The sequence below is a fragment of the Nocardia exalbida NBRC 100660 genome (genome assembly GCF_000308575.1).
GTDB lineage: Bacteria > Actinomycetota > Actinomycetes > Mycobacteriales > Mycobacteriaceae > Nocardia > Nocardia exalbida.
On the sequence record NZ_BAFZ01000164.1, the window covers coordinates 43223 to 69475 of the forward strand.

25 protein-coding genes and 2 pseudogenes are annotated in these 26253 nt (G+C 66.8%); 14 read left to right on the forward strand and 13 right to left on the reverse strand.

Translation table 11 applies throughout. From position 1 onward, the window contains the following. Nucleotides 1–103: 103 nt before the first annotated feature. Complete coding sequence (locus ON29_RS32430; protein ID WP_040872035.1) at nucleotides 104–1459, forward strand: MFS transporter; 1356 nt, start codon at nucleotides 104–106, stop codon at nucleotides 1457–1459. 265 nt (nucleotides 1460–1724) lie between these two features. Then, nucleotides 1725–2714 carry a right-handed parallel beta-helix repeat-containing protein gene (locus ON29_RS32435; protein WP_040872036.1) on the forward strand — a complete coding sequence of 330 codons (990 nt, stop codon included), beginning with the start codon at nucleotides 1725–1727 and terminating at the stop codon, nucleotides 2712–2714. 65 nt (nucleotides 2715–2779) lie between these two features. On the opposite strand, the gene ON29_RS37580 is transcribed toward ON29_RS32435, so the two are convergent. The 11 genes and pseudogenes from ON29_RS37580 to ON29_RS32480 form a co-directional block, all read right to left on the reverse strand. After that, the gene (locus tag ON29_RS37580; RefSeq protein WP_157172990.1) at nucleotides 2780–3040 is read right to left on the reverse strand and encodes a TetR family transcriptional regulator; all 261 of its coding nucleotides are present in this window, start codon (nucleotides 3038–3040) and stop codon (nucleotides 2780–2782) included. Between the two features lie 223 nt (nucleotides 3041–3263). Beyond that, on the reverse strand, nucleotides 3264–4793 hold the full coding sequence (locus ON29_RS32440) for a long-chain-fatty-acid--CoA ligase (protein ID WP_051175861.1): 1530 nt from the start codon (nucleotides 4791–4793) through the stop codon (nucleotides 3264–3266). 200 nt (nucleotides 4794–4993) lie between these two features. Further along, nucleotides 4994–5676 (reverse strand): annotated as a pseudogene (locus ON29_RS32445) (TetR/AcrR family transcriptional regulator). Nucleotides 5677–5880: 204 nt separating this feature from the next. Further along, nucleotides 5881–6600: a DUF8020 domain-containing protein gene (locus tag ON29_RS32450; RefSeq protein ID WP_040872037.1), complete on the reverse strand. Its 720-nt coding sequence runs from the start codon at nucleotides 6598–6600 to the stop codon at nucleotides 5881–5883. 210 nt (nucleotides 6601–6810) lie between these two features. After that, on the reverse strand, nucleotides 6811–7695 hold the full coding sequence (locus ON29_RS32455; protein WP_040872078.1) for an SCO6745 family protein: 885 nt from the start codon (nucleotides 7693–7695) through the stop codon (nucleotides 6811–6813). Nucleotides 7696–8301: 606 nt separating this feature from the next. Further along, the gene (locus tag ON29_RS32460; RefSeq protein WP_040872038.1) at nucleotides 8302–8991 is read right to left on the reverse strand and encodes a TetR/AcrR family transcriptional regulator; all 690 of its coding nucleotides are present in this window, start codon (nucleotides 8989–8991) and stop codon (nucleotides 8302–8304) included. Nucleotides 8992–9239: 248 nt separating this feature from the next. Next, nucleotides 9240–10283, reverse strand: a complete 1044-nt coding sequence (locus ON29_RS32465; protein WP_040872039.1) for a phosphotransferase family protein — start codon at nucleotides 10281–10283, stop codon at nucleotides 9240–9242. 59 nt (nucleotides 10284–10342) lie between these two features. Further along, nucleotides 10343–10420 (reverse strand): annotated as a pseudogene (locus ON29_RS37935) (SDR family oxidoreductase); the annotation flags it as partial. 8 nt (nucleotides 10421–10428) lie between these two features. Further along, entirely contained in the window at nucleotides 10429–11661 is a 1233-nt protein-coding gene (locus ON29_RS32470) for an acyl-CoA dehydrogenase family protein (protein ID WP_040872040.1), read from the reverse strand. 91 nt (nucleotides 11662–11752) lie between these two features. Beyond that, the gene (locus ON29_RS32475; RefSeq protein ID WP_040872041.1) at nucleotides 11753–12568 is read right to left on the reverse strand and encodes an SDR family oxidoreductase; all 816 of its coding nucleotides are present in this window, start codon (nucleotides 12566–12568) and stop codon (nucleotides 11753–11755) included. 212 nt (nucleotides 12569–12780) lie between these two features. Further along, nucleotides 12781–13683, reverse strand: a complete 903-nt coding sequence (locus ON29_RS32480) for a helix-turn-helix transcriptional regulator (protein ID WP_040872042.1) — start codon at nucleotides 13681–13683, stop codon at nucleotides 12781–12783. A gap of 110 nt (nucleotides 13684–13793) precedes the next feature. On the opposite strand from ON29_RS32480, the gene ON29_RS32485 reads away from it, so the two are divergent. After that, nucleotides 13794–15149 (forward strand): hypothetical protein, encoded by a 1356-nt coding sequence (locus ON29_RS32485; RefSeq protein WP_040872043.1) that lies wholly within the window; start codon nucleotides 13794–13796, stop codon nucleotides 15147–15149. Nucleotides 15150–15692: 543 nt separating this feature from the next. Here the strand turns inward: ON29_RS32485 and ON29_RS32490 are convergent. Beyond that, nucleotides 15693–17213: a catalase gene (locus tag ON29_RS32490; RefSeq protein WP_040872044.1), complete on the reverse strand. Its 1521-nt coding sequence runs from the start codon at nucleotides 17211–17213 to the stop codon at nucleotides 15693–15695. 345 nt (nucleotides 17214–17558) lie between these two features. Between ON29_RS32490 and ON29_RS36290 the strand changes: the two genes are divergently transcribed. From ON29_RS36290 to ON29_RS32515, 7 genes are all read left to right on the forward strand, one after another. Then, complete coding sequence (locus ON29_RS36290; RefSeq protein ID WP_157172991.1) at nucleotides 17559–17726, forward strand: hypothetical protein; 168 nt, start codon at nucleotides 17559–17561, stop codon at nucleotides 17724–17726. A gap of 102 nt (nucleotides 17727–17828) precedes the next feature. After that, nucleotides 17829–18878 carry a fused (3R)-hydroxyacyl-ACP dehydratase subunits HadA/HadB gene (locus ON29_RS32495; protein WP_051175862.1) on the forward strand — a complete coding sequence of 350 codons (1050 nt, stop codon included), beginning with the start codon at nucleotides 17829–17831 and terminating at the stop codon, nucleotides 18876–18878. A gap of 161 nt (nucleotides 18879–19039) precedes the next feature. After that, nucleotides 19040–19204, forward strand: coding sequence for a hypothetical protein (locus ON29_RS36295; protein WP_157172992.1), 165 nt, complete (start codon nucleotides 19040–19042; stop codon nucleotides 19202–19204). A gap of 243 nt (nucleotides 19205–19447) precedes the next feature. Then, entirely contained in the window at nucleotides 19448–20689 is a 1242-nt protein-coding gene (locus ON29_RS32500; RefSeq protein WP_373283951.1) for a PP2C family protein-serine/threonine phosphatase, read from the forward strand. Next, nucleotides 20686–22311, forward strand: coding sequence for a sensor histidine kinase (locus ON29_RS32505; protein ID WP_051175863.1), 1626 nt, complete (start codon nucleotides 20686–20688; stop codon nucleotides 22309–22311). The genes ON29_RS32500 and ON29_RS32505 overlap by 4 nt, the downstream gene beginning before the upstream one ends. Further along, nucleotides 22308–22754, forward strand: a complete 447-nt coding sequence (locus tag ON29_RS32510) for a response regulator (RefSeq protein WP_040872046.1) — start codon at nucleotides 22308–22310, stop codon at nucleotides 22752–22754. Before ON29_RS32505 ends, ON29_RS32510 begins: the two co-directional genes overlap by 4 nt. Before the next feature lie 265 nt (nucleotides 22755–23019). Continuing rightward, the gene (locus tag ON29_RS32515; protein WP_040872047.1) at nucleotides 23020–23511 is read left to right on the forward strand and encodes an ATP-binding protein; all 492 of its coding nucleotides are present in this window, start codon (nucleotides 23020–23022) and stop codon (nucleotides 23509–23511) included. Between the two features lie 9 nt (nucleotides 23512–23520). Here the strand turns inward: ON29_RS32515 and ON29_RS32520 are convergent, their stop codons facing one another. Then, the gene (locus tag ON29_RS32520; RefSeq protein ID WP_040872048.1) at nucleotides 23521–23877 is read right to left on the reverse strand and encodes a MerR family transcriptional regulator; all 357 of its coding nucleotides are present in this window, start codon (nucleotides 23875–23877) and stop codon (nucleotides 23521–23523) included. A gap of 144 nt (nucleotides 23878–24021) precedes the next feature. Between ON29_RS32520 and ON29_RS32525 the strand changes: the two genes are divergently transcribed. The 4 genes from ON29_RS32525 to ON29_RS32535 all read left to right on the forward strand — a co-directional run bounded on the left by ON29_RS32525 (nucleotide 24022) and on the right by ON29_RS32535 (nucleotide 26165). Beyond that, nucleotides 24022–24441 (forward strand): Hsp20/alpha crystallin family protein, encoded by a 420-nt coding sequence (locus tag ON29_RS32525; RefSeq protein WP_040872081.1) that lies wholly within the window; start codon nucleotides 24022–24024, stop codon nucleotides 24439–24441. 115 nt (nucleotides 24442–24556) lie between these two features. Further along, nucleotides 24557–24712: a hypothetical protein gene (locus ON29_RS36300; RefSeq protein WP_157172993.1), complete on the forward strand. Its 156-nt coding sequence runs from the start codon at nucleotides 24557–24559 to the stop codon at nucleotides 24710–24712. A 16-nt stretch (nucleotides 24713–24728) separates the two neighbouring features. After that, nucleotides 24729–24998: a cold-shock protein gene (locus tag ON29_RS32530; RefSeq protein ID WP_281032586.1), complete on the forward strand. Its 270-nt coding sequence runs from the start codon at nucleotides 24729–24731 to the stop codon at nucleotides 24996–24998. 180 nt (nucleotides 24999–25178) lie between these two features. Further along, entirely contained in the window at nucleotides 25179–26165 is a 987-nt protein-coding gene (locus tag ON29_RS32535; protein ID WP_085994985.1) for an LLM class flavin-dependent oxidoreductase, read from the forward strand. The last annotated feature ends 88 nt before the right edge of the window (nucleotides 26166–26253 follow it).

Sequence of the window (26253 nt, forward strand, 5' to 3'; positions counted from 1 at the left end):
GGTTTCCCCAGTCTATTGAATCCGACGTCAACTTCAAGTAGCGTGCCGACCACTGACGGTGACCCGCATCACATCAGTTTCGTTTCTCACCCTGGAGATAGGTATGACTCCGAATTCGGATTCCGGCAGCCCGGATCAGAAGAAATTACGGCGCCTCATGGCCGCTGCCCTGGTGGGCAGTTCGATCGAATGGTACGACTTCTTTATCTACGGAACAGCCGCTGCCTTGGTATTCGGCAAGCTGTTCTTTCCCCATGCGTCGCCGCTGATGGGGACCTTGCTGTCCTTCAGCACCTTCTGGGCGGGCTTCATCGCCCGGCCACTGGGCGGACTGATCTTCGGGCACATCGGCGACACCTTCGGCCGCAAGCCGGCACTGGTCTCGTGCCTGATCCTGGTCGCCGCATCCACCTGCATGATCGGCCTGCTGCCCACCTCCGAGTCGATCGGCGTGGCCGCGCCGATTCTGCTGGTGGCATTGCGGTTCCTCCAGGGCATCGCCGTGGGAGGTCAGTGGGGCGGGGTCACCCTGCTGCTCACCGAAACCACCAAGCCGAACCGCAAGGGCCAAGCGGGCACCTTCGGCCAGATGGGCGTGCCCTTGGGCCTGCTACTGGGCACTGGCGCGTTCCTTCTGGTCAGCGCATACGTCAAGGGTGCCGACTTTTTGAACTGGGGTTGGCGTATCCCGTTCCTGGCCAGCGCCGCGCTGTTCCCGGTGGTGCTGTTCATCCAGCTCCGCATCGAGGACTCCCCTGAGTTCCGCCGGCTGCAGACCAAAGCCGCCGCGGCCTCGACCGCGGTCGCGCAGGCCCCGATTCTCGAAGTACTGCGCACGCGCTCGAAGCGGGTTCTGCTCGGCGCCGGCCTGCTGTTCGGAACAAACGCCATCTTCTACATCAGCGTCGCCGGTGTGCTCGATTACGGTGTGCGCGAACTCGGCCTGGCCCGCAACAGCCTGCTGGCCGTCTGTCTGCTCTCCTCGGCCATCGGAGTGCCCGTCATCTATCTCGCCGGCTCGCTGTCCGACCGTGTGGGTCGCCGCCCATTGATACTGATCGGGGCAGCGCTCATGGCGCTGTGGGCGTTCCCCTTCTTCTGGCTGGTCGGTAGCGGCTCACTCACGGCGATCATGATTGCAACCACTGTCGGCAGCGGCATCGGCTCCGGGCTGGTCTACGGCCCGTTGGCGGCGTATCTCGCGGAACTGTTCGAGCCCCGAATCCGCTACTCCGGCATAACGCTGGCCTACCAGCTGGCCGCCATCCTGGTCAGTGGTGGCACGCCCTTCCTCATGACCGCGCTGCTGGCGGCAACCGGTTCGACAGCGTCGGTCTCCGCCTTCCTCTTGGTCATGGCGCTGTGCACGCTCGGCTGCGCATGGGCACTGCCGGAAACCGTGTCGGCCGAGCAGCCAGCGACGGCCGGCGGGAACGCCTCCGTATCCGTTCCGTCCTGATCAGCGTCGTCTGATCAATCTGGGTAACTGCCGACAGGATTCACGTAAACGCCACACGAGGCGTTGGCCTGCTGCATAGTTGTAAACGCTCGCGTACCTGACTAATACGCGAGCGTTTACAACTTCAGATTCGTGATCAGATCAGAGACCCTCATGAGGACGAGAACATCTGCTGCGGCGGCCGGCGCTGCTGCCATCACAGCCCTGGCCGTTGGACCCGCAGGCGGATTCCCCGGAACGGCCCACGCCGACAGCGCCCCCCCACGTGGTGATCACGGTCGACACCACTGCAGACGAAACCGCGGCCGATCCCGGAAGTGGATTGTGCCGCACGGCTTCTGGTACCTGCACCCTGGGCGCCGCGGTGCAGATGGCCAATGCCCGTCCGGGCAGCACGATCGTGGCGCCGACCGGCCGCTATGTTTTGGCGATACCGCCCGACCCGCAGAAAGTGCAGGGCCGCAACGCCGATCCGACCACGGGAGACCTGAACCTCACCGCGCCGACGGTGCTGCGTGGCGCGGGCCGTGACCGGACGGTGCTGGACGCCAACGGGATCGACAGGGTGCTCAGTATCGCCTCGCCCGTAACGGTGGCGGGGTTGACCGTTACGGGCGGAGTCACCGCCCAACACGAGATTCCGTTCTACGACACCGGCGGAGGCGGCATCGCCAATTCATCGAACCTCGTCCTCGATGACGTGGTGGTCCGGGGTAACAGCGCCGGGTACGGCGGCGGCATCTTCAACGTGCCGGGATCGGACTTGCACACCGAGAACACGATCATCACCGGCAATACCTCCGGCGAGGCCGGCGGTGTGCGGTGCGACAACACCTGCACCTTCACTGACTCCACGATCTCCGACAACCACGTGATCAATCCCGGAAAGTGGTATCGCCCCGGGGGATTCGCCGGGCGCGGCGGCGGTGTCGATGTGCGAGGCCGGGGTGTGGTGACTTTCGATCGGGCGACAGTCAGCGGAAACACTGCCTCGGATGGTGGCGGCGGTATCAATGTGGCGCCGGCCTACCTCGATACCCTCCCACGCCAGCTGACCGATCGGATCGACGCCCCGGTGGGCACACCGTCATCGTGCGGAACTCCACCATCAGGGCGAACACCTCCGGTATCGCATCGGCCAACTGCGCGACGGCATTCGCGCGGATTGTCTCCGAGGGTGGCAACACCAGCGACGACGCTTCCTGCGAGCTCACCGGGGCAGGCGACAGAGTCGTATCCTAGTCGGCAGGCGTAGCCGGCCGGGGTAATGCGCGGTGGATGTACATCACCGCGTCCTCGAGCGCGAGCAAATCCCCGCCGTCACGCAAGGTCCGGCGAACCAGCGCTGTCATCGTTCGAAGGACTCGACCGCACGAGACCCGGCCACGGCGGTCTCCAAATAGAACGAGCGGGCAAACGATGGTTCAGAACTGCCTCTTTGTCCGGGAAGTGCTGATAGAACGTCCGGCGCGAAACCTTCGCCGCGGCAGCGATATCCGCGACCGTCGCAGTGAGATAGCCGCGATCCGCGACAACGACGGTCACACCGAACAACAGCCGCTGACGCTGCGACCCCGCCACCAGATGACGAGCGAGGCTGTGCGGCCCCGTGCGGCAAGGTCGTCAGACTCGGTTCCAGCAACTTTCTGCGTCCCACCCCCATCTTCATATCAGGGTGCGCGCACGGGCTCGGCACAGACTTCACGAGCCGGGTGACGCAGGGACGACAGGCCTGTCCTGCCGACACCTGCGTCACACCCATCAAGGCGCGGGGATACCTCGACGGCGTCCGCCGCCGCCCAGCTCACCGATGGGCAACCGCTCCCCTGTCCGCCGGATCGTTCAGGCCTGGCAGCGACTTCCAGTCGATCGCCCGCTTCAGGATCTTTCCGGTGGCGCCCTTCGGCAACTGGTCCACGAACGCGAACAGGTGTGGAACCTTGTATGCCGACAGCTGCTCCTTGGCCCAACTCCGCAGTTCATCCGGTGTCGGCTCCGCTCCGGGCGCCAGTGCGATCACCGCGGCGACCTCCTCGCCGTAGTGCTCGTCGGGCACACCGATCACCGCCGCTTCGACGATATCGGGGTGCCCGTACAACACTTCCTCAACTTCACGCGGATAGACGTTGTAGCCGCCCCGGATGATCATGTCCTTGGCCCGGTCGATGATGTAGACATAGCCGTCGTCATCGACCTTGCCGAGATCCCCGGTGGCGAGCCAGCCGTCGCGCAGGTCGGATGCGGTGGCCTCCGGCCGGTTCCAGTATCCCCGCATGATCGTCGGACCGGACAGGTACAACTCGCCTACCTCACCGGGAGCGAGTACCGAGCCCGAGGCGTCCCGGACTTCGATTCGCATGCCGGGCAACGGAAGACCCACAGAACCCACCTTCGGGTCCTTCCCGACGGGGTTGAACGTCGCTATTCCCGACGATTCGGTAAGCCCATAGCCTTCCATGATCTCGCAGCCGAACCGGGCGCGAAAAGCTCGGATGACCTCCCGCGGGAGTGAGGCACCGCCCGACGAAGCCATCCGCAGACTCCCGAACTGCTCGGGCCCGAAGTCCCCTCCGGCGTGCAGCATCGCGTTCCACATCGTCGGGACACCCGACATCAGGGTGATCTCGTCCGCGCGCACCATGTCGAGCATGCGGCCGGGATCGAACCGCGACAGCAGCGACAGCGACGCACCCAGGTGCAGAGCGGTATTCATGACAACCGACTGTCCGAATACGTGGAACAGCGGCAGCGCGGTGCCCATCCGCTCCTCGCTCGTCACCCCGAGGTAGTCGATCAAGATCGTCGACGCGGCGTGCAGGTTGGCGATCGTGAGCTCTACGCCCTTCGGCTTCCCGGTGGTACCGGAGGTATACAGCAGAACCGCGACATCATCCGGGGCTAGATCGACGGGTTCGGACAGCGGCTCCGTCCGATCACGCTGTGCGCCCGGCTCCAGCACCCAGAGTGGGAGTCCGCGCTCCCGCGTGGCCGTCTCGGCCGATGTTGTCGCCTCGTGCCACGCGATCACCAGGCGTGCCGTGGAATCGTCGAGGACATAACCGATTTCGGCTCCGGTCGCCATCGTGTTCATGGTGATGACGATGGCGCCGACGAGGTGCGCACCCATGTAGGCAACAACGAATTCGGGGACGCTCGGGGCCACCAGCAGTACGCGGTCGCGACTGTCGATCCCGGCGGCGCGCAGCGCACCGGCGAAAGCCGCCACCGAGTCCTTCAGCAGGCCATAACTCCATTCCTCGCCCTCCGCCCTGATCGCGATCGCCTCGGGCCGATCGAGCGCGTTCTTCCACATCGGACCGGCGACGTTGACCATCCGAATCCTCCTTCTGGCCTAGCTGGTAATCCCCCTCGCACTTTAATTGAACTTGACGTCAAGTTCAATTACTGTCAAAAGGAAATCTGCGACAACCGCATCGGCAAGGAAACCGCGTGATGCGACCGGAACAGCCCCTAACGGTGGCACCGGGACTGGGCCGGTATTTCCGGTGACGACGCGGTCCCCGGCCAGTTCACTCAGCTCGCGGCCTCGTCGATTTTCAACGCGTTGGCCCACAGGCGGGTAGCCGTTCGAACAAGGTCGTCCAGCGAGGTTTCCTCTTCGAGGGCGAACGCGTAGTACGCCATCCGGCCGACCATGCCGGACAGCGCCCGTGCGGCGGTCTGGGGATCGAGTTCACGGTCGGCCAAGCCCCGTTCCTGTAAATCCCTGATGGACTGCGCATTGCGGGCGGAGAAGGCGCGGGCGCGGCGGCGGCGCATTTCGCGGAACTTCAGGTCGATCGCGGCCACTTGATCGAGGATCAGCATCAATTTCGCGTTTCGCTTGTACGCCTCGAAGTAGGCACGGTTGCTCGCCTCGATGACCGCTACCGGAGAGGCCTCGTCCGCACTCAGACGCGGCATTCCCGGATGCAGCATCTCGTGTGCTGCGATGCTTCGAGCACCGCCTGCAGAATCTCTTCCTTGCTCGAGAAATACGTATAGAAGCTACCCGTGGAGCATTTCGCCTCGGCCGTGATATCCGACAATCGCGCGTCGAGGTAGCCGTCCCGCTCGAATACCACTCGGGCCGCGGCCACCAGCGCTGCCCGCGTGCGCAAGCCGCGGGCCGTAAGAGGAGGCTCCCGTAGGGCAGAGGTATCGGCAAGCGAGGGGATGTCCGCCGCTGCCGCTTCGTCGTCGGCCGTCCTGGCCATCGTTCACCCTCCCTGCTGTGCGCTGGACTCTCGAAGAAATCGTCGCACACCCGTTGTCGGTCCATGCTCGGCTCAGATCCCCCCGGGATAGCCGATGGGCTCGGTCCGCACTCCAGCCGAGGTCCGGCAGCTTCGTGGCGGCGAAGTCCGTCATGAAAGCCCAGACCCTGCCCAGCCGGAGAAACCGGCTGAGCAGGGTTGGCGTCACTTCGCCGGGGCGGGTGCCGGGGCCGGCATCGGCTGGTTGATCGTCGTGAAGTACTGGACTGCCGCCATGATCGCGACCGGAGCGGTGACGAGAATCTGGCCCGCCAACGTCCCCAGCGCGCCGAGGGCCATCATTCCGCCCACACATCCGATGGCGGCTGCCGGAATGAAGCCTCCGAACAAGCCGATAATCGCCGCGGAAGCGACGGTCGCCCCGGCGATCCCGCCCAGCACGCAACCGACCGCCGCGCCGCCGATCCCGCCGACGGTGGTACCGATCGTCGCGCCCATGAGGATCGTGGAGGACAGTCGCGCCCAGGCGGCTTGTTCCCGGTCGTACTGGGTCTTCCAGGGAGCCTGGTCTTCGTAGGGCAGCGCCACCGGCTTGTAGGCGGCGTGCTCGAGGTCGAACTGCGGCGTCAAGGTAGCAGTGCGGTCGCGGATTTCGGCGGCGATCGGGAAGACGAAATCATCGACCCGGAAAGACAATTCCGAACCCGCCACCACAGCACCGCCGGGGGCCTTGATCTTCAGCACCCCCTCTTCGACGGCAATCGAGCCGGCCGCGAGATCGATCACCGATGACCGCTCTCCGACCGATACCTTGTAACCGACCGCCGCGGCATCGTCCGGTGCCGCCGATACCGTTCCGGCCGTTCCGGCGGTTATGCCGAGCGTCGAGACGAGCAGCGACGCTGCTGCAATCGTTTTCCTCATCTTTTTCCTTCTTCTCCGTGCCTCGAACCAGACGTTCGAGAGACTGCGAACACGCACGGGTGCGATTCGATTCGGTTCCGCCGACGAAACCGTCTCCGACTGCTCCCGCGCATCGTGCCCGACTCCATCCACATCAGATGGAATCGAGGAATTTCACCAGCGCCTCGTTGACTTCCGCTGGTCGCTCCTGCTCGAGCCTCGGCGCCCCGGTCACCGGCCGTCCGTGTACCGGGCGATCAGCTCGGCCGGGAAACCCAGATCGGCCTGCGCAACCGCCTTCGTCAGCGGCATGCCCAGCTCGCCCAGACGCGAACACCCCTCCGGTCCGATTGCTTCGTACGCGTACACGGCGAGTTGGTCGGTCCGGTCCTCGATCGATTGCCGGCGCCGCCGCCCTTCCTCGCTGAGGGCGAGTCCGGGCCCATCCAGAAGCCACCCGCGAGCACGCAACCGCTCGATGCCGGTGGCCCACTCCTCTTCGCTCCAGTACCGGCTGACGCGGAGGGCTTCCGCGCTGATGGCCCCCGTCGCGGCATGCGTGATCAGGGCCTCCATACCATCGAGGCCTTCGGTGAACAGCAGCGCGACGTGTGCGTCGCCTCGGAATTCGCGCAGCAGAGTCTGCGCGTGCCACAGCACCAGGTGCGGAGCGTCCGGCCACGGCAGCTGCGCGTGTCCGGCGAACAGCGGACGTCCCTGAGGCCGATCGCATGCGCGTTCCGCGGCACGGCGTGCGAGATCGGCCGCCTCCCGAACCGTTGTACCGTCGACATCCTCGCCCCATGCTTGGCGCAGCGAGCGGTCGACGGCCTCGTACCGTGCCTCCAGGACGTGCCCAGGCGTGGCGGTGTGCCAGGCCGCGGGCAGCGCAGAGCGCACCGCCACCGGATTGAAATTGAAGAATGTCGCGACGGCGACTTCCGCGGGTACCGGGCCCATCGCTGCCGAGCGGGGCGCGAAATATGTCGGGGCCCGCCCCTGCAAGCCGATTTCGGCATAGCACTCCTGCCCGTGCGGGCTGAAGTAGATCATCCCGTGAATCAGTTCGAGAGCGCGGAAGGTGAGCCGGGCGGTCTCCGGCGAAACAGTGGACATCGTCATTCTTTCGAATTCGACTGGCGGAGAACAGGTCACGAACTCATCGCCTCTCGCCGACCGGGCCGGCACCCTCGCTTGCGGCGGGTGCGACACCGACCTCGCGAAGCGGCCTGCCCGCGACCAGACGCCTGCGAGACAGATCGTTCACAGTCAGGAGTGGGGCCATGCAGTTCCCTCGATCGTCGTGTTTCGGATCTGGGCTTCGACCCTCCCTCCGGTGGGCCGAGTATTGAAACTGAACTCAACATCAAGTTGTGACCTACGTCAAGTCTTGATCCGAAATCAACGTCATTTACGGTCCTGCCGGAACGGCGGAACTCCCGGCGGCGCCGGTGTCGGCTGTCGCTCTACCCGCAGGGCTCACAGGGGGCTTCGACGACCTCGTCGGGGGCGACCCCGGCCGGTGGGCCGGGAGCTGAATTGTCGAAGACGACCGTGCCGTCCGCCGAAAGTTCGAGTACCACCGTCTGCCACACCGGCCTGCGACCGGAGTTCACCAACAGCGTTGGCTAGGGGATATGAAGTCCTACCTGCCGCATCGCTGCCGCAAAAGCGGGCTGACTGATCACGGCGTGGCGGGTTCGTGGCTCGGACGGGCCTGGCTCACAGCGGGGAGATGCGCAGCGCGTTGACCCACAACCGGGTTCCGGTGCGCGTCAGTTCGTCCAGGTCGACCCTCAGATCCTCCGGTGTGCCTTCACCGGTCACGAAGTAGTCGAACGCGAGCCGACTGATCATCCCGGACAGTGCGCGCGAGGCCAACAGCGGATCGACTTCCGTGTCCGCGAGTCCCCGCGCCTGCAGGGACTCGATGCTGCGGGCGTTTCGCCGCACGAATGCCTCCGCGCGCCGCTGACGCAGTTTGCGGAACTCCGGGTCGATGCTGGCTACCTGTTCGAGCAACGCCATCAGCTTGGCATTGCGCTTGTACGCCTCGAAGTACGCCCGGTTGCTCGCCTCGATGATCGCACCCGGGTCGGCGTCGGAGTCCACATGCGGCATGCCTGGATGCATCATGTCTTCCTGCGCCAACTCGAGGACAGCGGCGAAGATCTCCTCCTTGCTGGAGAAGTACGTATAGAAGGTGCCGGACGAGCATTTGGCCTCTGCGGTGATGTCGACCAGCCGGGTGTCGAGGTAGCCCGAACGCTCGAACACCGTACGGGCAGCTGCGATCAAGGCCGAGCGCGTCCGCAGTCCCCGACCGGTGGCCGGAAGCTCGCGCAGCAGCGCGGAGTTCGCCATGGACGGCGGCGGACCCTCGTGTTCTTCCCCGGCGGTTGATCGTGACATGGAACAGTTATAGCAACGCAACCATCGGAGCTCGCCAGACCATGCCGCGACGAACCGCAGGCGACGTCGACCATTGCGGCGGAACCGCGGTTCAGGACTGGAAGACGAGCCGACCGACGGTCCTTCCGTCACCGGCGCTCGGCTGGGCGACGTCCTCGAGCTTCAGGACGTCCCGCGGCTCGCACGAGTTCGTTGACGCGCCATGCCTTGATAGAAGTTTCTCCTGATAAGTTTCGATGGTCGGGGATTCAGATCCCTGCGGCATCTGCGATGGCGATGGCCTTGTGGACCAGAGCATCGATGCGCTCGACGGTCGGGGTGCCGGCTGCGGCCTTGTTCGCGGGGGTGTCCATCGCCCGGCGCATGACACCTTCGGCGATGATCGCCACCTTCCACAGACCGAGTGCGTGCCAGAACTTCAGCGCCTGCGGGTCCCGGCCGGTCTCGTCGAGGTACATCCGGGCGAGTTCGTCCCGGTTCGGGAATCCCGCGAGTGTGGAGACCGGGAAGTCACCCCCCGTGTCCTCCCCCGGCTCGGGCCAGTAGGCGAGCATAGAACCCATGTCGGCCAACGGATCTCCGAGCGTGGACAGTTCCCAGTCCAGCACGCCGACGACCTCGCCGCTCGTGTGGGAGACGATCACATTGCGCAGGTGGAAGTCGCCGTGCACGAGCGCGAGTTCGGTCTGCTGGGGCACCGCGGCCATCAGCCTGCGGGTCAGATCGTCGAGTTCGGGCGATTCCCGGGTCTTGGACTTCTCCCACTGGCCGGACCACCGCGCGAGTTGGCGCCGCGCGTACGGCTTGTGGCTCGCCAAATCGGACAGTCCGGTCTGCTCTAGGTCGACGGCGTGGATTTGCGCGAGGGCGCGCGGCAGGGACTCCGCGATCTCGCGACGCCGTCGCTGGGGTAGTGACTCCGCGATCTCCATCGTGTCGACGACCTGGCCGTCGATGAAGTTCATCAGCACCAACGGCACGTCGGAGATCGCGGAATTCTCTGCGACACCGAGGATCCGCGGTGCAGGGACCGAAGTGCCCGCGAGCGCGGACATGATCCGCGCCTCCCGCGCGACGTCGTGTGCCGAGACCAACAGGTGCCCCAATGGGGGCCGGCGCAGCACCCAGCGCCGACCGGCGTCGTCCCGCACGAGGTAAGTGAGATTGGACTGACCGAGACCGATCCGGTGGAAGCCCAGCCGGCCGGCGAACTCGATCCCGAGGTCGCCGAACCAGCGGGTGACCGCCGTCGGATCGATGCCGATCACATCTCGCGCCGAGGTCTCAGGCACCGAGTGGCGCTCCGTTCCGGTAGGGCACCGCGTCGCCGAGCCGCCGGCCGCCGTCGATGCGCCTCGGCCAGCTTGGTGCGCACGATCCCGGGCGCGACCGAGTTGACGCGAATCTTCGGCGACAATTCCAGCGACGGCATGGGAGTCATGCTCGGATACCTTCCGGTCGCAGGTCGCGGTACTGGCGCAGTTCGCGGCGGGCGATAGCGCGCTTGTGCACTTCGTCCGGGCCGTCGGCCAGGCGCAGGGTCCGCAGGTGCGCGTACGACATGGCGAGCGGGAAGTCGTCGGTGATGCCCGCGCCACCGTGCACTTGGATGGCCCGGTCCACGATCCTCAGCGCGATGGCCGGGGCGGCGACCTTGATCGCGGCGATCTCGGTCTGTGCTTCCTTGTTGCCGACGGTGTCCATCAGATATGCGGCCTTGAGGGTGAGTAGCCGGACCATCTCGATGTCGATGCGCGCTTCGGCGATCCAGTCCTGGATGTTGGCGTTGTCGGCGATCGGCTTGCCGAACGTGACGCGCGACTGGGCGCGCTTGCACATCAGTTCCAGCGCGCGCTCGGCCGCGCCGATGGCACGCATGCAGTGGTGGATGCGACCGGGGCCCAGCCGGGCCTGGCTGATCGCGAAGCCCTCTCCCTCGCCTTTGAGGAGGTCCTCGACCGGAACCCGAACGTCCTTGAAGTCGATCTCGGCGTGACCTTCTCGGTCGGCGTAACCGAAGACCGGCAGATTGCGCATCACGGTCACACCGGGTGCGTCGATCGGTACCACCATCATCGACTGCTGCCGGTGCGTCGGGGCGGCCGGATCGGTCTTGCCCATGACGATCATGACCTTGCAGTTCTTGTGGAGGGCGTTGGAGGCGAACCACTTCCGGCCGTTGAGGACGTATTCGTCCCCGTCCTTGACCATAGACAGTTCGACATTGGTGGCATCCGAGCTGGCCACACCTGGCTCCGTCATCGCGAACGCGGACGCCATAGTGCCGTCGAGCAGGGGTTTCAGATACTTCTCTTTGTGCTTCTCGGTGCCGAAGAGCTCGAGGACCTCCATGTTGCCGGTGTCGGGGGCGTTGCAGTTGCACGCCTCGGGCGCGATGTGGCTGCGGCCCATGATCTCCGCCAGCGGCGCGTACTCGAGGTTGGTCAGTCCGGCGCCGGTGGCAGGGTGTGGATGGAAGAGGTTCCACAGGCCCCGCCTTCTCGCCTCGGCCTTGAGTTCCTCGAGTATCGGCGGATGGAAATGTGGATCGCCGGCCGCGCGCATCTGCTCCTCGTACATGGTCTCGGCCGGGTATACGTGTGCATCCATGAAATCCAGCAGTTCGTTCTGCAACTGCTGGGCGCGTTCGGAGATGTCGAACAGGGACATGAGAACTCCTGATGGGTCCGGAGGGAATCGGGGGTGCGGCGCTCGTTGTGGCCGACGACAGCCGCGACGAGGTCGATGCCGCGGCAGGACCTCAGTCCTGCGCCAGCACCTTCGTCTGGTAGCGCCGCATGCCGCGCAGCCATCGGTCGTAGTCGGCGGCCTTGTGCCGGTACATGTCCAGCACCTGCGGGTGCGGCAGGATCAGGAAACGCTCTTCGTCGATCGCGGCGATCACGTCGGCCGCAACCTGGGCCGGTTCGAGCACCTCACCGGCGCTGGTGACGGCGCGGGTTGCCGCGGCGCCGAGGATGTCCCCGGAGTCCGCACCGAACAGCAGCTTCGTATTGACGCCCTGTGGGCACAGGCAGCTGACCCGCACCCCTTGGTCTCCGTAGGTGACGCTGAGCCACTCGGCGAAACCGACCGCGGCGTGCTTGGTGACCGCGTAGGTGGCCGACCCGATCTGGGTGAGCAGCCCCGCCGCGGAGGCGGTGCTGACGAAGTAGCCCGCACCCCGCTCCACCCATGCCGGGACCAGCAACTGCGCTGCCCGGATGTGGGCGCGCAGGTTCACGTCGATCGCCAGGCTCCACGCGGCTTCGTCGGCCTCGAGCCCAGGGGCACCGACGATGCCGGCGTTGGCGAAGTACATGTCGACGGGACCGAAGTGCTCGTCAGCCAACGCGATGAGTTGGCCAATCGCCTCGGTGTCCGATACGTCCGCGCCGGCGGACACCGCGGTACCGGGATGGTCGGCGTTGATCCGGTCGGCGACGGCCTGAGCGGTGGATGCGTGCAGGTCTGCGACGACTACGCGGGTACCCGCACCGACGAGAGCCCGCGCGATAGCGCCGCCGATGCCTCCGCCACCACCGGTGACAATGGCGACCTTGCCTGCAACCTGCACTACCGAACCTGCTTTCGTGTCTATGCGGGCGCGCCGCCACATCCGAACGGACGACCTCTACTACCTGCTGGACCCAACGCTGCCCTTGACACCTGTATAGTTGAAGTCGACGTCAGTTTCAATATCTGCCACGCGCCGAGAATCGGCTCGTGTGCCGCCCCATCGCGAGCCGGACATGACCACCGCTCGCCGCACCGAATCAAGCATGGCCCTTACACCGCTGCCGCGTGATACGTCTCCCGATGCTCCGCCCACGGACGCGACCGCTCCTCCGGACTCATCGCCAACAACGCCCGCAACTTCCCCCACGCCACCTCATCGACCGGCGTATACACCTGCATCCACGCATTCGGCACCGACGGCAACGACATACTCGTCAAAAACATCTCCAACTCCCCCACCGCCAAATTACGCACCGACTTCGTCCGACTCACCGGCACCGCCACATCATTCAACGCCCACAACGACGCGAAACTCTCACTCTCCACACACAACTCCGCGATAAAACCCTCCCACCCCGGATCACCCAAATTCTTCGCATACGCCCCACGCAGATACCCCACCATCCGGCGTAAATCATCCCAATTATGCCGGTAGGCGTTGCAGCACTCCGGCGTCAAGAACACGCGACGCGCCACATTCCGCTCCCCCGTCAAAAACCCCGGGCACAACGCCTCATACGAAGAGTTATGCGCCAACACGTCATACCTGGCACTCAACACCACCCCCGGCAACGGCTCCAAGTGATCCAAGATCACCTGCAACTCCTCGGGTAACGCCGATCCGGATTCCACCGAAGGCACCGTCGGCACATCCGCCAACCGATACAAATGCGCCTTCTCCGCCGCATCCAACGACAACGTCCGCGCCACCGCATTCAAAACCTGAACACTCACATTGATGCTGCGCCCCTGCTCGAGCCACGTGTACCACGTGATTCCTATCCCGGCCAATTGAGCGACTTCTTCCCGGCGGAGGCCCGGGGTACGTCTGCGCGGTCCAGGCGGTAGTCCTACGTCCTCGGGCGAGATCCGGGCTCGACGGGACTTCAGGAAGGCCCCGAGTTCGGCACGCCGGGCCTTGCGGACCGCCTGGACGTCGGCAACATCGGTCATCCTGAGATCCTCCCGTACCGTGCCACAGGTATCCAGGTGCTGGTAATACCAGTTTCGGAGGCGGGCCGGGCGGGGATGTTCGGTTCGACTTCACTGGGTACGCCTGTGGAGTGGTGCGACGGAGTGAGGTGCTCGAAGGCGTCACGGCGTTCCTGGCCACGGCGGTTGCCGGGCTGCTGCTGGTCGTGCCACTCAGCTTCGGGCGAACCTGCCGTTGCACGCCTTTCCAGGTGAACCGGCTGGTCCTCAGCGTGCCGCGGGAGGCGGCGATCGGGGTGTCGGTCGCCGCGGTCACGGCGGTGGTCGCGGTCAGCCTGGCCCGGCCGCGCACCGCGTGGTGGATCGCGCTGGCGGGGACGCTGCTGCTGTTCATCACGCACACCGTCGAAGCGCACAGCTCTTCGCCCGACATCCTGACGACCACCGCATACCTCGTCGCGATCAGCAGCGGAATCCTGCTCGGCGCGACCGGCGTGGCGGTGCTCGGCCGCCGCGTACCCGGGATGGGGTTCGTCGTTGGCGGCGCCGGGTGCTTCGTGGTCATCACGCTCTCGCAGGCGTCGGGACTGCTGGGCAATCCGCACCGGGCGACGTCCGAACCGCGCGTGTGGTCGGTGTTCGGAACGCAGCCGCTCTGGTTGCTCGCGGCGGTCGCTGTGCTCATCCTGGCGTGCCAGCTGGTCACCCGGCAGCGGTTCACGCCGGAACCCATCTACCCGGAATTGCCACTCAGCCCGGTCGTCGCCGCGATCGTGCTGGTGATGACCGAATTGGCTGTCGCGGAGTGGCGCTTCCGCCACGGCGGCGGCAGCATCGGGCTCATCGTGACGGCCGTGTGCACCTTGCTGGCCACGACCGTCGCCGCGTGGCTGCTGCCGCGCCGGGACGGGATCACGATCTTCCTCGCGGTCGCGCTCAGCGCCACCGGCAGCACCGTGGGCAACGGGCCGCGCCCGGCGTGGAGCGTGCCGGTGCTGCTCGGTCTGATCCTGCTGGGCTACCTCGGCGGAACCCGCTGGGCGAATCCGCTGGTCGGCGCCGGATTGCTCGCCGCTGTCGCGTTGCTGGCCGCCGTTGCCCCGGCCGGTGACATGCGCAACCTCGCCACGGCCGCGCTGGCCGTCGTCGCGGGGTACTGCTGCGCTTACATCCAGCCCCGAACGGCGGGCAGCATCCTGGCTATCGCCATCCTGTGGCGGCCGTCGACCATCGCGCCCATTCGCACCGAATCATTCGACTGGACGATGGTCTCGCCGCACCATCTCGGCGACCGGGGCCCCATCACCGTGGTCTCGGGTTCGGCATGGGCCGGTTTCGCCATCGTGGTCGGCTGCGGGATCGGACTCGTACTCCGCGCTTTCCCCGAAGACAAAGCGGCTGCGGATCTTCGCGAAACGGCCGCCGAGGCGGGAGATACCGCCGCTGTAGCGGGGCGGAATGCCGAGAATATCGGTGACTCGACATGAGCGCGGGCAATGGAGTTCTATGCCGTCCGAGCGATCGAAGCGCGCTGTGGAACCGCTCGGCCGAACGGCATCTGCGGAATCGGGGGTGCGGGCGGGGTGAATCGCAGAATCTCGGGAAAACCCCGAAGTCCACCGGGAATGGGGACTTCTACCGGGACATCCGGTGCGCCGCGAAGGGACGGCTGCGCGATGGCGGGCGCGGCGGCGAGTACTGCGGTGGCGGCGACAACCCCGGCTGTCATGACCTGCCACGAACGACGTGACGGGCGTCGAACAGGTCGAACATCGGCTTCGAACGCCATGCTGCGGTCCTCCGATCTACGTCGGTCGGCCCGGTACGATCCATCCGATGCCACGGGGACGTCACCGAGCCTCGAATTGATTCGAAACACCACGGTGCTTGCGGTCCACTGGATCCGGGACTCATGCTCCCGCACTCGATCGAAGTGCGCGCCCCGGACACTCCCGAACCATATTACGAATCGATAACGCAGCGCGGGTCGAAGCGGCCGGTCGTGAAACCGGCCGCCTTCGGCGCGTCCGTCAGGCTTTGACCTGCGCCGACGAGCGAGCCGGATTGGCTTGGCCGGCTGCCTTGGGGTCGCGTTCGTCCTGTTTCGCGCGCACCCCGGCCTCGACCCGGTCGCCGAGGTTCTTGTCGACATTGCGCCAGTATTCGAAGGCCCGTTCCAGTACCGGTGCGGTGACACCGTTCAGCAGGTGTCCGACGATGTTGTCGACCAGCCGCTGGCGCGCCGCGTGGTCGAGCACGTCGCGGACCAAGGTTCCGGCCTGACCCCAATCGTCGTCGTCCCGGTGCAGCGTGTAGGCCGAGCGCACGAGTTCGCCGTCGGTGTGCCAGGTCGCCGGCGGACCCGCGGCGGCGGGATCGGCATGCGGGCCGCCTTTGGAATTCGGCACGTAGACCGGGTCGCCGGGGTTGTGGTGGCGCAGCGCGCCATCCTTGCTGTACGACCGGACAGTGGTGGCGTGCGGTGTATTGACCGGCAACTCCTTGTAGTTGACGCCGATGCGGTACCGGTGCGCATCGGGGTAGGAGAACCAGCGTGCCATCAGCATCTTGTCCGGGCTCGGGCCGGTGCCGGGCACCGAATTGCTCGGCTCGAATGCCGCCTGTTCGATCTCGGTGTGGTAATCCGCCGGATTGCGGTCGAGGGTCATCTTGCCGACGTCGATCAGCGGATAGTCGCCGTGCGGCCACACCTTGGTGAGATCGAAGGGGTTGAACCGGTAGTGCCTCGCCTCGTCGAACGGCATGATCTGCATCTTCAGGGTCCAGCTCGGGAAGTCGCCGCCTTCGATCGATTCCCACAGGTCGCGGGTGTGATAGTCGGTGTCCATCGCCGCCATCTGATCACCTTCGTCCTGGGTGAAGAACTCGATGCCTTGATCGGACTTGAAGTGGTACTTGACCCAGAAGCGTTCGCCCGAGGCGTTCACCCACATATAGGTGTGGCTGGAGTAACCGTTCATGTGCCGCCACGTGCGCGGGATGCCGCGATCGCCCATCAGCCAGGTCACCTGGTGCGCGGATTCCGGTGACAGCGTCCAGAAGTCCCATTGCATGTCGTGGTCGCGCAGATTGTTGTCGGCGCGGCGCTTCTGGGAACGGATGAAGTCCTGGAACTTCATCGGATCGCGAACGAAGAAGATCGGTGTGTTGTTGGCGACCATGTCGAAGTTGCCCTGCTCGGTATAGAACTTCAGGGCGAACCCGCGCGGATCCCGCCAGGTGTCGGGGCTGCCACGCTCACCGGCGACGGTGGAGAAGCGGGCCAGCATCTCCGTCTTCTTCCCCGGCTGGAACACGTCGGCCATGGTGTAGGCGCTCACGTCGTTGGTGACCTCGAAGACGCCGAACGCACCGCCGCCCTTCGCGTGTGGCTGGCGTTCGGGCACGCGTTCCCGATTGAAGACCGCCATCTTCTCGATCAGATACCAGTCCTGCAGCAGGATCGGTCCATCCGGCCCGACGGTCAGCGAGTGCTCGTCGCTGGGAACCGGGATACCGGCGTCGTCGGTGGTGTGGTTCGGAACAGACATCTCTCTCCTCTCCTACAAGCCGCGGGCGGAGGGCCGGCGACGGAACCGTCGGGACGAGGGGCGCGAGATCGCGATACCCGGCTGCGAAGTGGCTGCGGCGGTTCGGCTGGAAGCTCTCCGATCGGTGTTGCAACCGACCTACCTGCCGAGGAGCGCGGCCACGACGGGGCCGAATGCCGACCCCATCCCGTCGGTCCTGTCGATCGACTTCCCCGGGGTCCGCTGCTCAAACCGCTGCCGACCGGGCGGCGGCGCGCGAGAAGGGCGACCGGATCGACCGCCGGAGGATCGGCCGCCGACGATCGTGCCGAGCTCTTCGGCGCGCTGGCCGGTGGACGGCCCGGGGTGCGGACCGCGGGCGACGGCGTGGCGGCGGCACCGCTGGACCTCGGGCACTCGGTAGGCCGGAAACCTGCGGCCGGAACGCCCGACGCCGGTGTCGTGGTGCAGGCGAGCGCCCACCTGCACGGGACTGCGGCCGTGGTGGTGGCCGCCGAGCGGAATCTCTGCTGAGCGGCGGCCGACGCGACCTGTTCGTGGACGTCGCCGGCCGCGAAACGGCGTGCGATGCGGGCTGACCGGAATTCCGCCTCTTGTTGGGTAGATTCCCCCGCGATGTCCAGACTCCCTACCCCATCCGGTGCGAACGACGTGACCGATGCCGCGCTTCCCGCCTCGATGGTCGGGCGCCGGTATCGCAGCAGCGATTACTACGAAGTCGGGCGCGAGAAGATCCGTGAGTACGCCCGCGCGGTGCGCAACCACCACCCTGCGCATCGGTCGGAGGAGGCGGCGGCCGATCTCGGCTACAACCGCCTGCTCGCTCCCCCGACCTTCGGCGCGGTGCCGGGGTACCTCGCTTACGCCGAAGCGTTCGAGACGATCCTGCCCGGCTACGACCTGAGCAGGACCATCCAGACCGATCAGATGATCGAATTCCACCGCCCGCTCCAGGCCGGCGACCGGATCGACTTCGAGATGTGCCTGGACTCGTTCCGGCACGCGTTCGGTGGCGACCTCATCGGCCTGCGTCAGACCATTCTGGATCAGGACGACCGGCCTGTCGTCACGTCCCGGACCAGTTTGGTCGGGCGAGCCGACGAGGCTCTCCCGACGTGGTTCGACGCGGTCGTGATGCACGGCGCCCGCCCGGAAGCACGGAAGCAGCGCCGCGCATCCCACCCGCGATTCGTCGGGGACGGCAGCGAGCCCGTACGCCGGACGCCGCCCGCACCGGCCGGTCCCCATGTCCGGTCCTTCGACACCGTGAGCCTCGGAGCGGAGCTGCCGCCGCGCGCCCTCACGGTCACCCGGGGCGATCTGGTCAACTACGCCGGAGTCGCGGGAGATCCGAATCCCATCCATTGGAGCACCGCGGCCGCCGCGCTGATGGGACTGGAGACCGTCGTCGCGCAGGGCATGTTCACCATCGGGCTCAGTGTGGACTTGCTCACCTCCTGGCTGGGCGATCCCGCCGCGCTGCGCTCCTACAACGTGCGCCTGACCAATCCCGTCCACGTCGGCGTGACCGGCGGCCGGATCGAGTTCGCGGGCCGGGTGAAACACCTGGACCCGGACACCCGTACCGCCACCATCGCGATCACCGCCGAGCACGACGGACGCAAGATCTTCGGTCGCGCGACGGCCGAGGTCGTCCTCGCGTGACCGCACGCCCCGTCCGCGCCGCCGGAATCGATGGGTTTGGTCCGGAGCAGCCGGGGCACGTTGGAGGCGGAGCGCGCGCCCGCCGGGGTCGGCGACGCGAACTCGGCACCCGATCGAGCGGGCAACCGGCCCGCTCGCACCCGAAAGGACCGGTATCTGTCGTGGTTGTGCTTCTTGCTGTGATCGGCTCGGCCTCCCTTGCCGTCATCGCGGTTCATGCCACGGTCGTCGCCCGCAGCTTGGCGGAGCTCCGTTCCCCGCGTCGTGACGGCGCGGTCCTGGGGGCCGAGCGGGACACCGCGCGGCTCACCGGCACCACGGTCTGATCAGCCGCGCCATCCTTTCGGCAGCTTCCCCCTCCGCGCAGGTCGGCACGGTCATGTCTCGGTCAGATGTCGGATCGGATACGATCTTGACTGTTTCTCGGTCCAGCAAACGGCCGCGGAGATAGTCGGCGTGCGCTGGTGCCGCCCCATGGTGATCGGAGGCCGGGTTGTCGGTGTTCGCCGACGACGGCAATCGTGCTGTCATTCGTTCTGCCACAATCGGACCCGCGACCGGTGCTGTCCGTGCGGCGTGACGGGACAGACGACGATCCCGAAGTGATCGTGGACGCGGATTGGCCGTGGCAGCAACCTTCCGTGCTGCTGATCGAGGACGATCCGGGGGATGCGCTGCTGGTGGAGGAACTGGTCGTGGACGGCGCGCCCGGCTTGCAGTTGCACTGGGTCCGGTCGCTGGCGGAGGCCGCCGAGCATCTGGCCACCGCCGAGCCCGACTGTGTGCTGCTGGACCTGCATCTGCCCGATGCCCAAGGGCTCGAGGCGGTAGAACGCATCCGCCGGCACACCGACCAGGTCGCGATCGTGGTGATGACCGGTCTGGATCAGGAACAGACCGGTTTGGCCGCGGTCGCGGCGGGAGCCCAGGACTACCTGGTCAAAGGCCGGGTCGAGCCCGAGCTGTTCGGGCGGGCCGTGCGCTATGCGATCCAGCGCAAGCAAGCCGAGCGCACCAGCGCGGCCTTGCAGGCGATCAATATGCGCGCGCAGGAGAACGCGCGGCTGGAACGCGGCCTGCTGCCCACTCCGCTACTGCGCGGCAAGCGGGTCGTCGACGTGGTGGCGCGCTACCGTCCCGGCCGGGCCCACGCGCTGCTCGGCGGCGATTTCTACGACGTGGTGCAGGACTCGGACGGCACGGTGCACGCCGTCATCGGTGACGTGTCCGGGCACGGTCCGGACGAGGCGGCGACCGGTGTGGCGTTGCGCCTGGCGTGGCGCACGCTGGTGCTGAGCGGGGTGACCGGGGCGCGGCAGTTGCGGTTGCTCGAACAGGTCCTGCTGGCCGAACGCACCGGCAGGCAGACCTTCGCGACGGTGACCAGCCTGATGTTGCATCCGGGCGAGCGCCGGGCTCAGGTGCTGCGGGCCGGGCACCCGGGGATGTTGCAGCGCTCGGCCTCCGGATTGACCTGGGTCGAGGTGCCCGGCGGGCCTGCCCTCGGCTTCCTGCCCGGTCGCGCCGAGTGGCCCGTGCACGATGTGGACCTGCCGCTGGGCTCCGGGCTGATGGTGTTCACCGACGGATTGTTCGAGGGCAGGGTCGGGACCGAGCAGGAACGTCTCGGCGAGGAAGGACTGATGGAGGTCGCCCGCGCCGTCCGGGCCGCGGATCCCGACTGGTTCGTCGACGAGCTGATCGGCCGCGTCGAGGCACTGGCGGGAGAGTCCGGCGGTTTGGACGACGATGTCGCCATCCTGTATCTGGGATGGCACCGCGACGGGCGAGGACAGGATCAGAACCGATGACGACGAAGACCGGGCGGCCGCCCCTGAGCACGCGACTGACCGCCCAGGCCTGGTTTCAGCTGGTGCTCGCCTCGATGGTGCTGGTGGTGATCATCGGCACCGTGGCGGGCGCCCAGGTGATCGCACAGACCAACCGGGGAGCCGATCGGCTGCTCGACAAGTCGTTGCCCGCGGCGGCCGAGGCCTACAAGTTGCAGAGTGCCCTGGTGGACCAGGAGACCGGCCTGCGCGGCTACGGCATCACCGCCGACCCGCAGTTCCTGCAGCCCTACCGGGACGGCACCCGGGACGAGGCGCAGTCGGTCGCCCGCTTGCGGGAGCTGCTGGCCGACCGCCAACCGTTGCTCGACGACCTCGACGCCGTGGAGCAGACCGCGCAGCGTTGGCGCACCGAGTACGCCGAGCCGCTGGTAGCGGGATTGACCTCCGGGGCGACCCGCGGCCTCGAGCCTTCCACCCCCACCCGCGGTAAGCCGCTGTTCGACGAACTCCGGACGCGCTTCGAGGCCCAGAACAGCGGTCTCGAGGCGGCCATCGCCCACGACGAAGAGGAGCTCGCGCACGCCCGCACCGTCCGGGACGCCGTGCTGGCCGGAATGGTCATCGCGTTCCTGCTGACCGGTGTGGTGCTGACCGTGCTGGTCCGGCGCTTGATCGCCCGCCCCCTCGGCTCCTTGACGGACGCGTCGCTGCGGGTGGCGGGCGGCGACTTCGATCATCACATCGACGTGCACGGTCCGGCCGACTTGGCGACCGTCGCGCAGGCGGTGGAGAGCATGCGCCGCCGGATCGTCGCCGAGCTGGAATCCTCACGCGCTCAGGAAGCCGTGCTCGCCGAGCAGAAGACCGATCTCGACCTGCAGGCCGTGGAACTGCGCCGTTCCAACGCCGAACTGGAGCAGTTCGCCTACGTCGCCTCACACGATCTGCAGGAGCCGCTGCGCAAGGTGGCGTCGTTCTGCCAGCTGCTGGAGAAGCGCTACGGCGACAAACTCGACGAACGCGGCAAGCAGTACATCGACTTCGCCGTCGACGGCGCCAAGCGGATGCAGGTGCTCATCAACGACCTGCTCACCTTCTCCCGCGTGGGCCGCATCACCGACCGCACCGAACCCACCGGCCTCGGCCAGTCCCTGGACAAGGCGCTGACCAATCTCTCCACGGCCATCGATGACACCGACACCCGGATCCGGCGCCCGGAGGAGCTGCCCGAGATCATCGGCGATCCGACGCTGCTGACGATGCTGTGGCAGAACCTGATCGCCAACGCCATCAAGTTCCGTCGGCCCGATCACCCACCGGAGATCGAGATCACCTGCGAGCCGGGTGAGAACGGCAGCGGCTGGCTGCTGTCGGTCTCCGACAACGGCATCGGGATCGCGCCCGAATTCGCCGAGAAGGTGTTCGTCATCTTCCAGCGGCTGCACAATCGTGAGGAGTACAGCGGAACCGGCATCGGGCTGGCCGTGTGCAAGAAGATCGTGGAGTATCACGGCGGCCGGATCTGGATCGATACCGATTACACCGCGGGCACGCGCTTCCGCTTCACGGTGCGTACCGCCGACGCCGACACCACCGCCCGCACCGCCGACATTCCCGCCCCCGAAGGAGCCACCGTATGACCTCCCCCGGCCAGCCGATCGACATCCTGCTCGTCGAGGACGATCCCGGCGACGAGCTGATGACGCGAGAGGCCTTCGAGGACAACAAGATCGGTAACACCCTGCATGTCGCCAGGGACGGCGAGGAGGCGCTCGAGTTCCTCTACCGCCAGGGCCGGTACCCGGACGCGCCGCGGCCGGACCTGATCCTGCTCGACCTGAACCTGCCCAAGTACGACGGCAGGCAGGTGCTGGAGAAGATCAAAGCCGACCCCGATCTGGCGCACATTCCGGTGGTCGTGCTGACCACCTCCGCGGCCGAAGAGGACATCCTGCGCAGCTACCGGCTGCACGCGAACGCGTACGTCACCAAGCCGGTCGACCTCGATCAGTTCGTGGCCGCCATCAAGCAGATCGACGATTTCTTCGTCCAAGTCGTCCGGCTGCCGCGCCAAAACCTGTAGCGGCGTTCCCTCGCGATACCGCGCCGGCTCTGCCGGGCTGTGGCACAGCGTTTTACGGATGCCGCGCGATGGCCGGGGGCCGGATCTTCCCGGCCGCCACCCGGGATGAATGGGGAATGATCAACTGGGTATAGCCTCGGGGAGCATGGCACACGCACGGCGAACACGGCCGCCGAGCCCGATGACGGTCCACGTGCTCGGCGTGACGGGTACAGCGCACCGATCCCCGACAGGGAGGTAACGAGGTGACGGCGCATCGACGCCCTTGGCACGGCACGACGACGGGACGACCGGCCCGCGAGAGACGCACTCCGATCCCGGCGGCTGGTGCGCGCTCGTGAGCGCGGGCGAGCGGGTCCCGCTACCCAACGCCGTGACGCCCCTGGAGTTGGATTTCGCTGCCGAGGCGGTGCACTTGGCGACCGTCCGGCATACCCTCCAGGAATGGCTCACCAAGTGCGGGATGGCGGCCGCCCCGGCCTACGACGTGCTGCTGGCCGTCGGTGAAGCGTGTACCAACGCCGTCGAACACGGCCATCAAGGCGACGGCGGCGTGGTCCGCTTGCGCGCATCGATCGAGGGCGACGAACTCCGGGTGACCATCGCCGACAGCGGCCGATGGAAACAACCCGAACCGCAGGCGGATCCGCTGCGCGGGCGCGGCATGCCGCTGATCCGCGCGCTCATTCCGGACGTCACCGTGACCACCGGCGATTCCGGCACGGTGGTCGATCTGCGCACCCACTTCTCGGAATAGCTTCCGTGCCTAAGCGCGGCCGGGCGCGTTGTCCTGCGCGTCCCGCAACCGGACGTTGTCGGCGTGCAGCCGGTCGTTGTCCGCGTGCAGGTCGGCGTTCGCGTCCTCGAGGTCGAGAATGCGGCGGATCCCGGCCAGGTTCACGCCCGTGGCGACCAAGTCGGTGATCCGCCGCAACCGGGCGAGGTCGTTGCCGCTGTAGCGGCGGGTGCCCCCGTCGCTGCGCGCTGGAGTCAGCAACCCGTGACGCTCGTAGAGCCTGAGCGTCTGCACGCCGATTCCGGCCAGGCCGGCAGCGACCGAGATCCCGTACACCGCTTGGCCCGGATCCGGCAGATGCCCCGAGTCGCCCCTCTCCCGCGTCATCCATCCTCACTTCGAGTTGCCCAACAGATTTCCTAGTTTAGCGCCTTGCGCTCAACTTCTCTCGATGCTATAAAAAATCTATGTCAGGTAACAGAGGTTATCTGGCCCCTACTACGGAGAATGGAGTGAGTGGAGGTGGCGACCATGCTGATGCGCACCGATCCGTTCCGCGATCTGGACCGTCTGACGCAGCAGGTGTTCGGCACGAAGGCGCATCCCGCGGTGATGCCGATGGATGCCTGGCGCGCGGGCGAGGAGTTCGTCGTCGAGTTCGACCTGCCCGGCATCGACCCCGAATCCCTGGACCTGGATATCGAGCGCAATGTGGTGACGGTGCGCGCCCGCCGTCCCGAACTCGACTCGGGCCGTGAGATGATCGCTGCTGAACGTGCCCGCGGCGTGTTCAGCCGTCAACTGTTCCTGGGCGAGAACCTCGACACCGATAAGATTCGCGCCGATTACACCGACGGCGTACTGCGGCTGACGATTCCGGTCGCGGAGAAGGCCAAGCCGCGCAAGATCGAGATCGGTCGCGGCAACGGACACAAGGCGATCGACGCCTGAGCCGGCCGCGGAGAAGCGGGCCCGGGATCCCGGGCCCGTACCCGGCCGGAACGCGAAAGGCGTTACCGCACAGAGGTTATCCTTGCGAACGGAACACCTGATGGAGCACCCGATCATGACATCGACCGAACGGCACGACCCGCTGCTCGCAACGGCCGAGTCCGGAACCGAGGTTTCCCCCGAAGCCTCGGTCGTCTGGCCCGACCCCAGCCCGCTGGACGCCTGGTGGCAGCGGATCATGCACACCGATCCGTTGCCCGACGCCGCGTGACCCGGACGATCCTTTCGTGACCGGCCTGCCCCACCACCGGACCGCGGCGGATTTCTGGCGCCGCGGCACGGTGGTCTGGTTCAACATCGAGAAGGGTTTCGGATTCCTTCAGCCCGCCGACGATCCCACGCAGGTCTTCGTCGAGTACACCAGTATCGAGACGACGGGATACAAGTCGTTGTACGCCGGCCAGCCCGTCCTCTTCACCGCCACCATGCGCAAGCGCGGCCCCGAAGCCACGGCGGTACGTCCGCTGCTTCCGGACGCCCGGCCGCGGTCTCGATGACCGGGACCATCATGAGACTGCCGGCGACGAGCGCGTGGATCACGATGCGCGCGGTCTGCCGGTAGGCCCGGTTCGCGCGACACTCGCGCGGCCACACCGGGACGGTGATATAACCGGACATATGTGTCCGGAGAGGTCTTGGGCCGGAGCGCAGGTCGCAAGCTCGTGGGAGGTGGTCGCATGACGTCGCACCCGCCGCGCCTCGAGCCGGTGCCGCCGCACCGGAGGGCCGCAACTCCCACAGGAATGGAGTTCGGGATCTACGTTCCGCAGATCGTCCCGGAATACGAGACGCTGCGGGACCTCGCGCGAACCACCGAGCGGACGGGCTTCGACACGCTGTGGTTGTTCGACCACCTCTACGCCCCCGGGCTCCCCGACCATCCGGCGCTCGAGGCGTGGACGACCGCTACCGCGCTGCTCGCCGACACGACCACTCTGCGTGTCGGCGCCCTGGTGCTGTGCAACAACTTCCGGCATCCGGTGCTACTCGCCCGCATGGCCACCACCCTCGATCTGATCTCCGGAGGGCGGCTCGAGTTCGGCCTCGGCAGCGGTTCGGTGCGCGAGGAGCACCGGCGGTCGGGCCTGCCCTGGGGGTCGGCCGCGGACCGAGCCGAACGGCTCGGCGAAGCGCTCGAGATCATCACCCGGATGTTCGCCTCCGAGCGCACGTCGTTCCAGGGCCGTCACTACCAGGTGACCGAGATGCCCAATCGGCCGCGACCGGTCCAGCAGCCGCGGCCCCCGATCCACATCGGAGGCGCGGGGCCGAAGTACACCATGCCCCTGGTCGCTCGTTACGCCGACGTCTGGAACGTGCCCACCTACGGACTGCGCGACTGGCCCGCGCTCACCGGTGTGCTGGAGAAGGAATGCGCACGGATCGAGCGGGACCCGGGCCTGATCCGCAGATCGCACCAGGCCGTCTTGGCGGTGGCCGCGCACGAGCGCGATCTCCCCGTGTTGCGGGCGCGCGTCGGCCGCCGCTTCGCCGCCGCGGCGTTCGGCGTCGACGACGGTTACATCGGGACGCCCGCCATGCTGGTGGATCGACTGGGCGAACGAGCCCAGCAGGGCATCTCCTCGTTCGTGTTCATGGTCGGGGCGAAAGACGCCGCGGCGATGATGGAGCTCTTCGCGGCCGAGGTCATGCCCCGGCTGTGAGCCGGACGCGTGCGGCGGCAGGGCGCGGGGCCTTCGCCCTGCCACGGCGTCGGCGCCTCCGAAACCGGGGCTTTCCGGGCGCCGACCT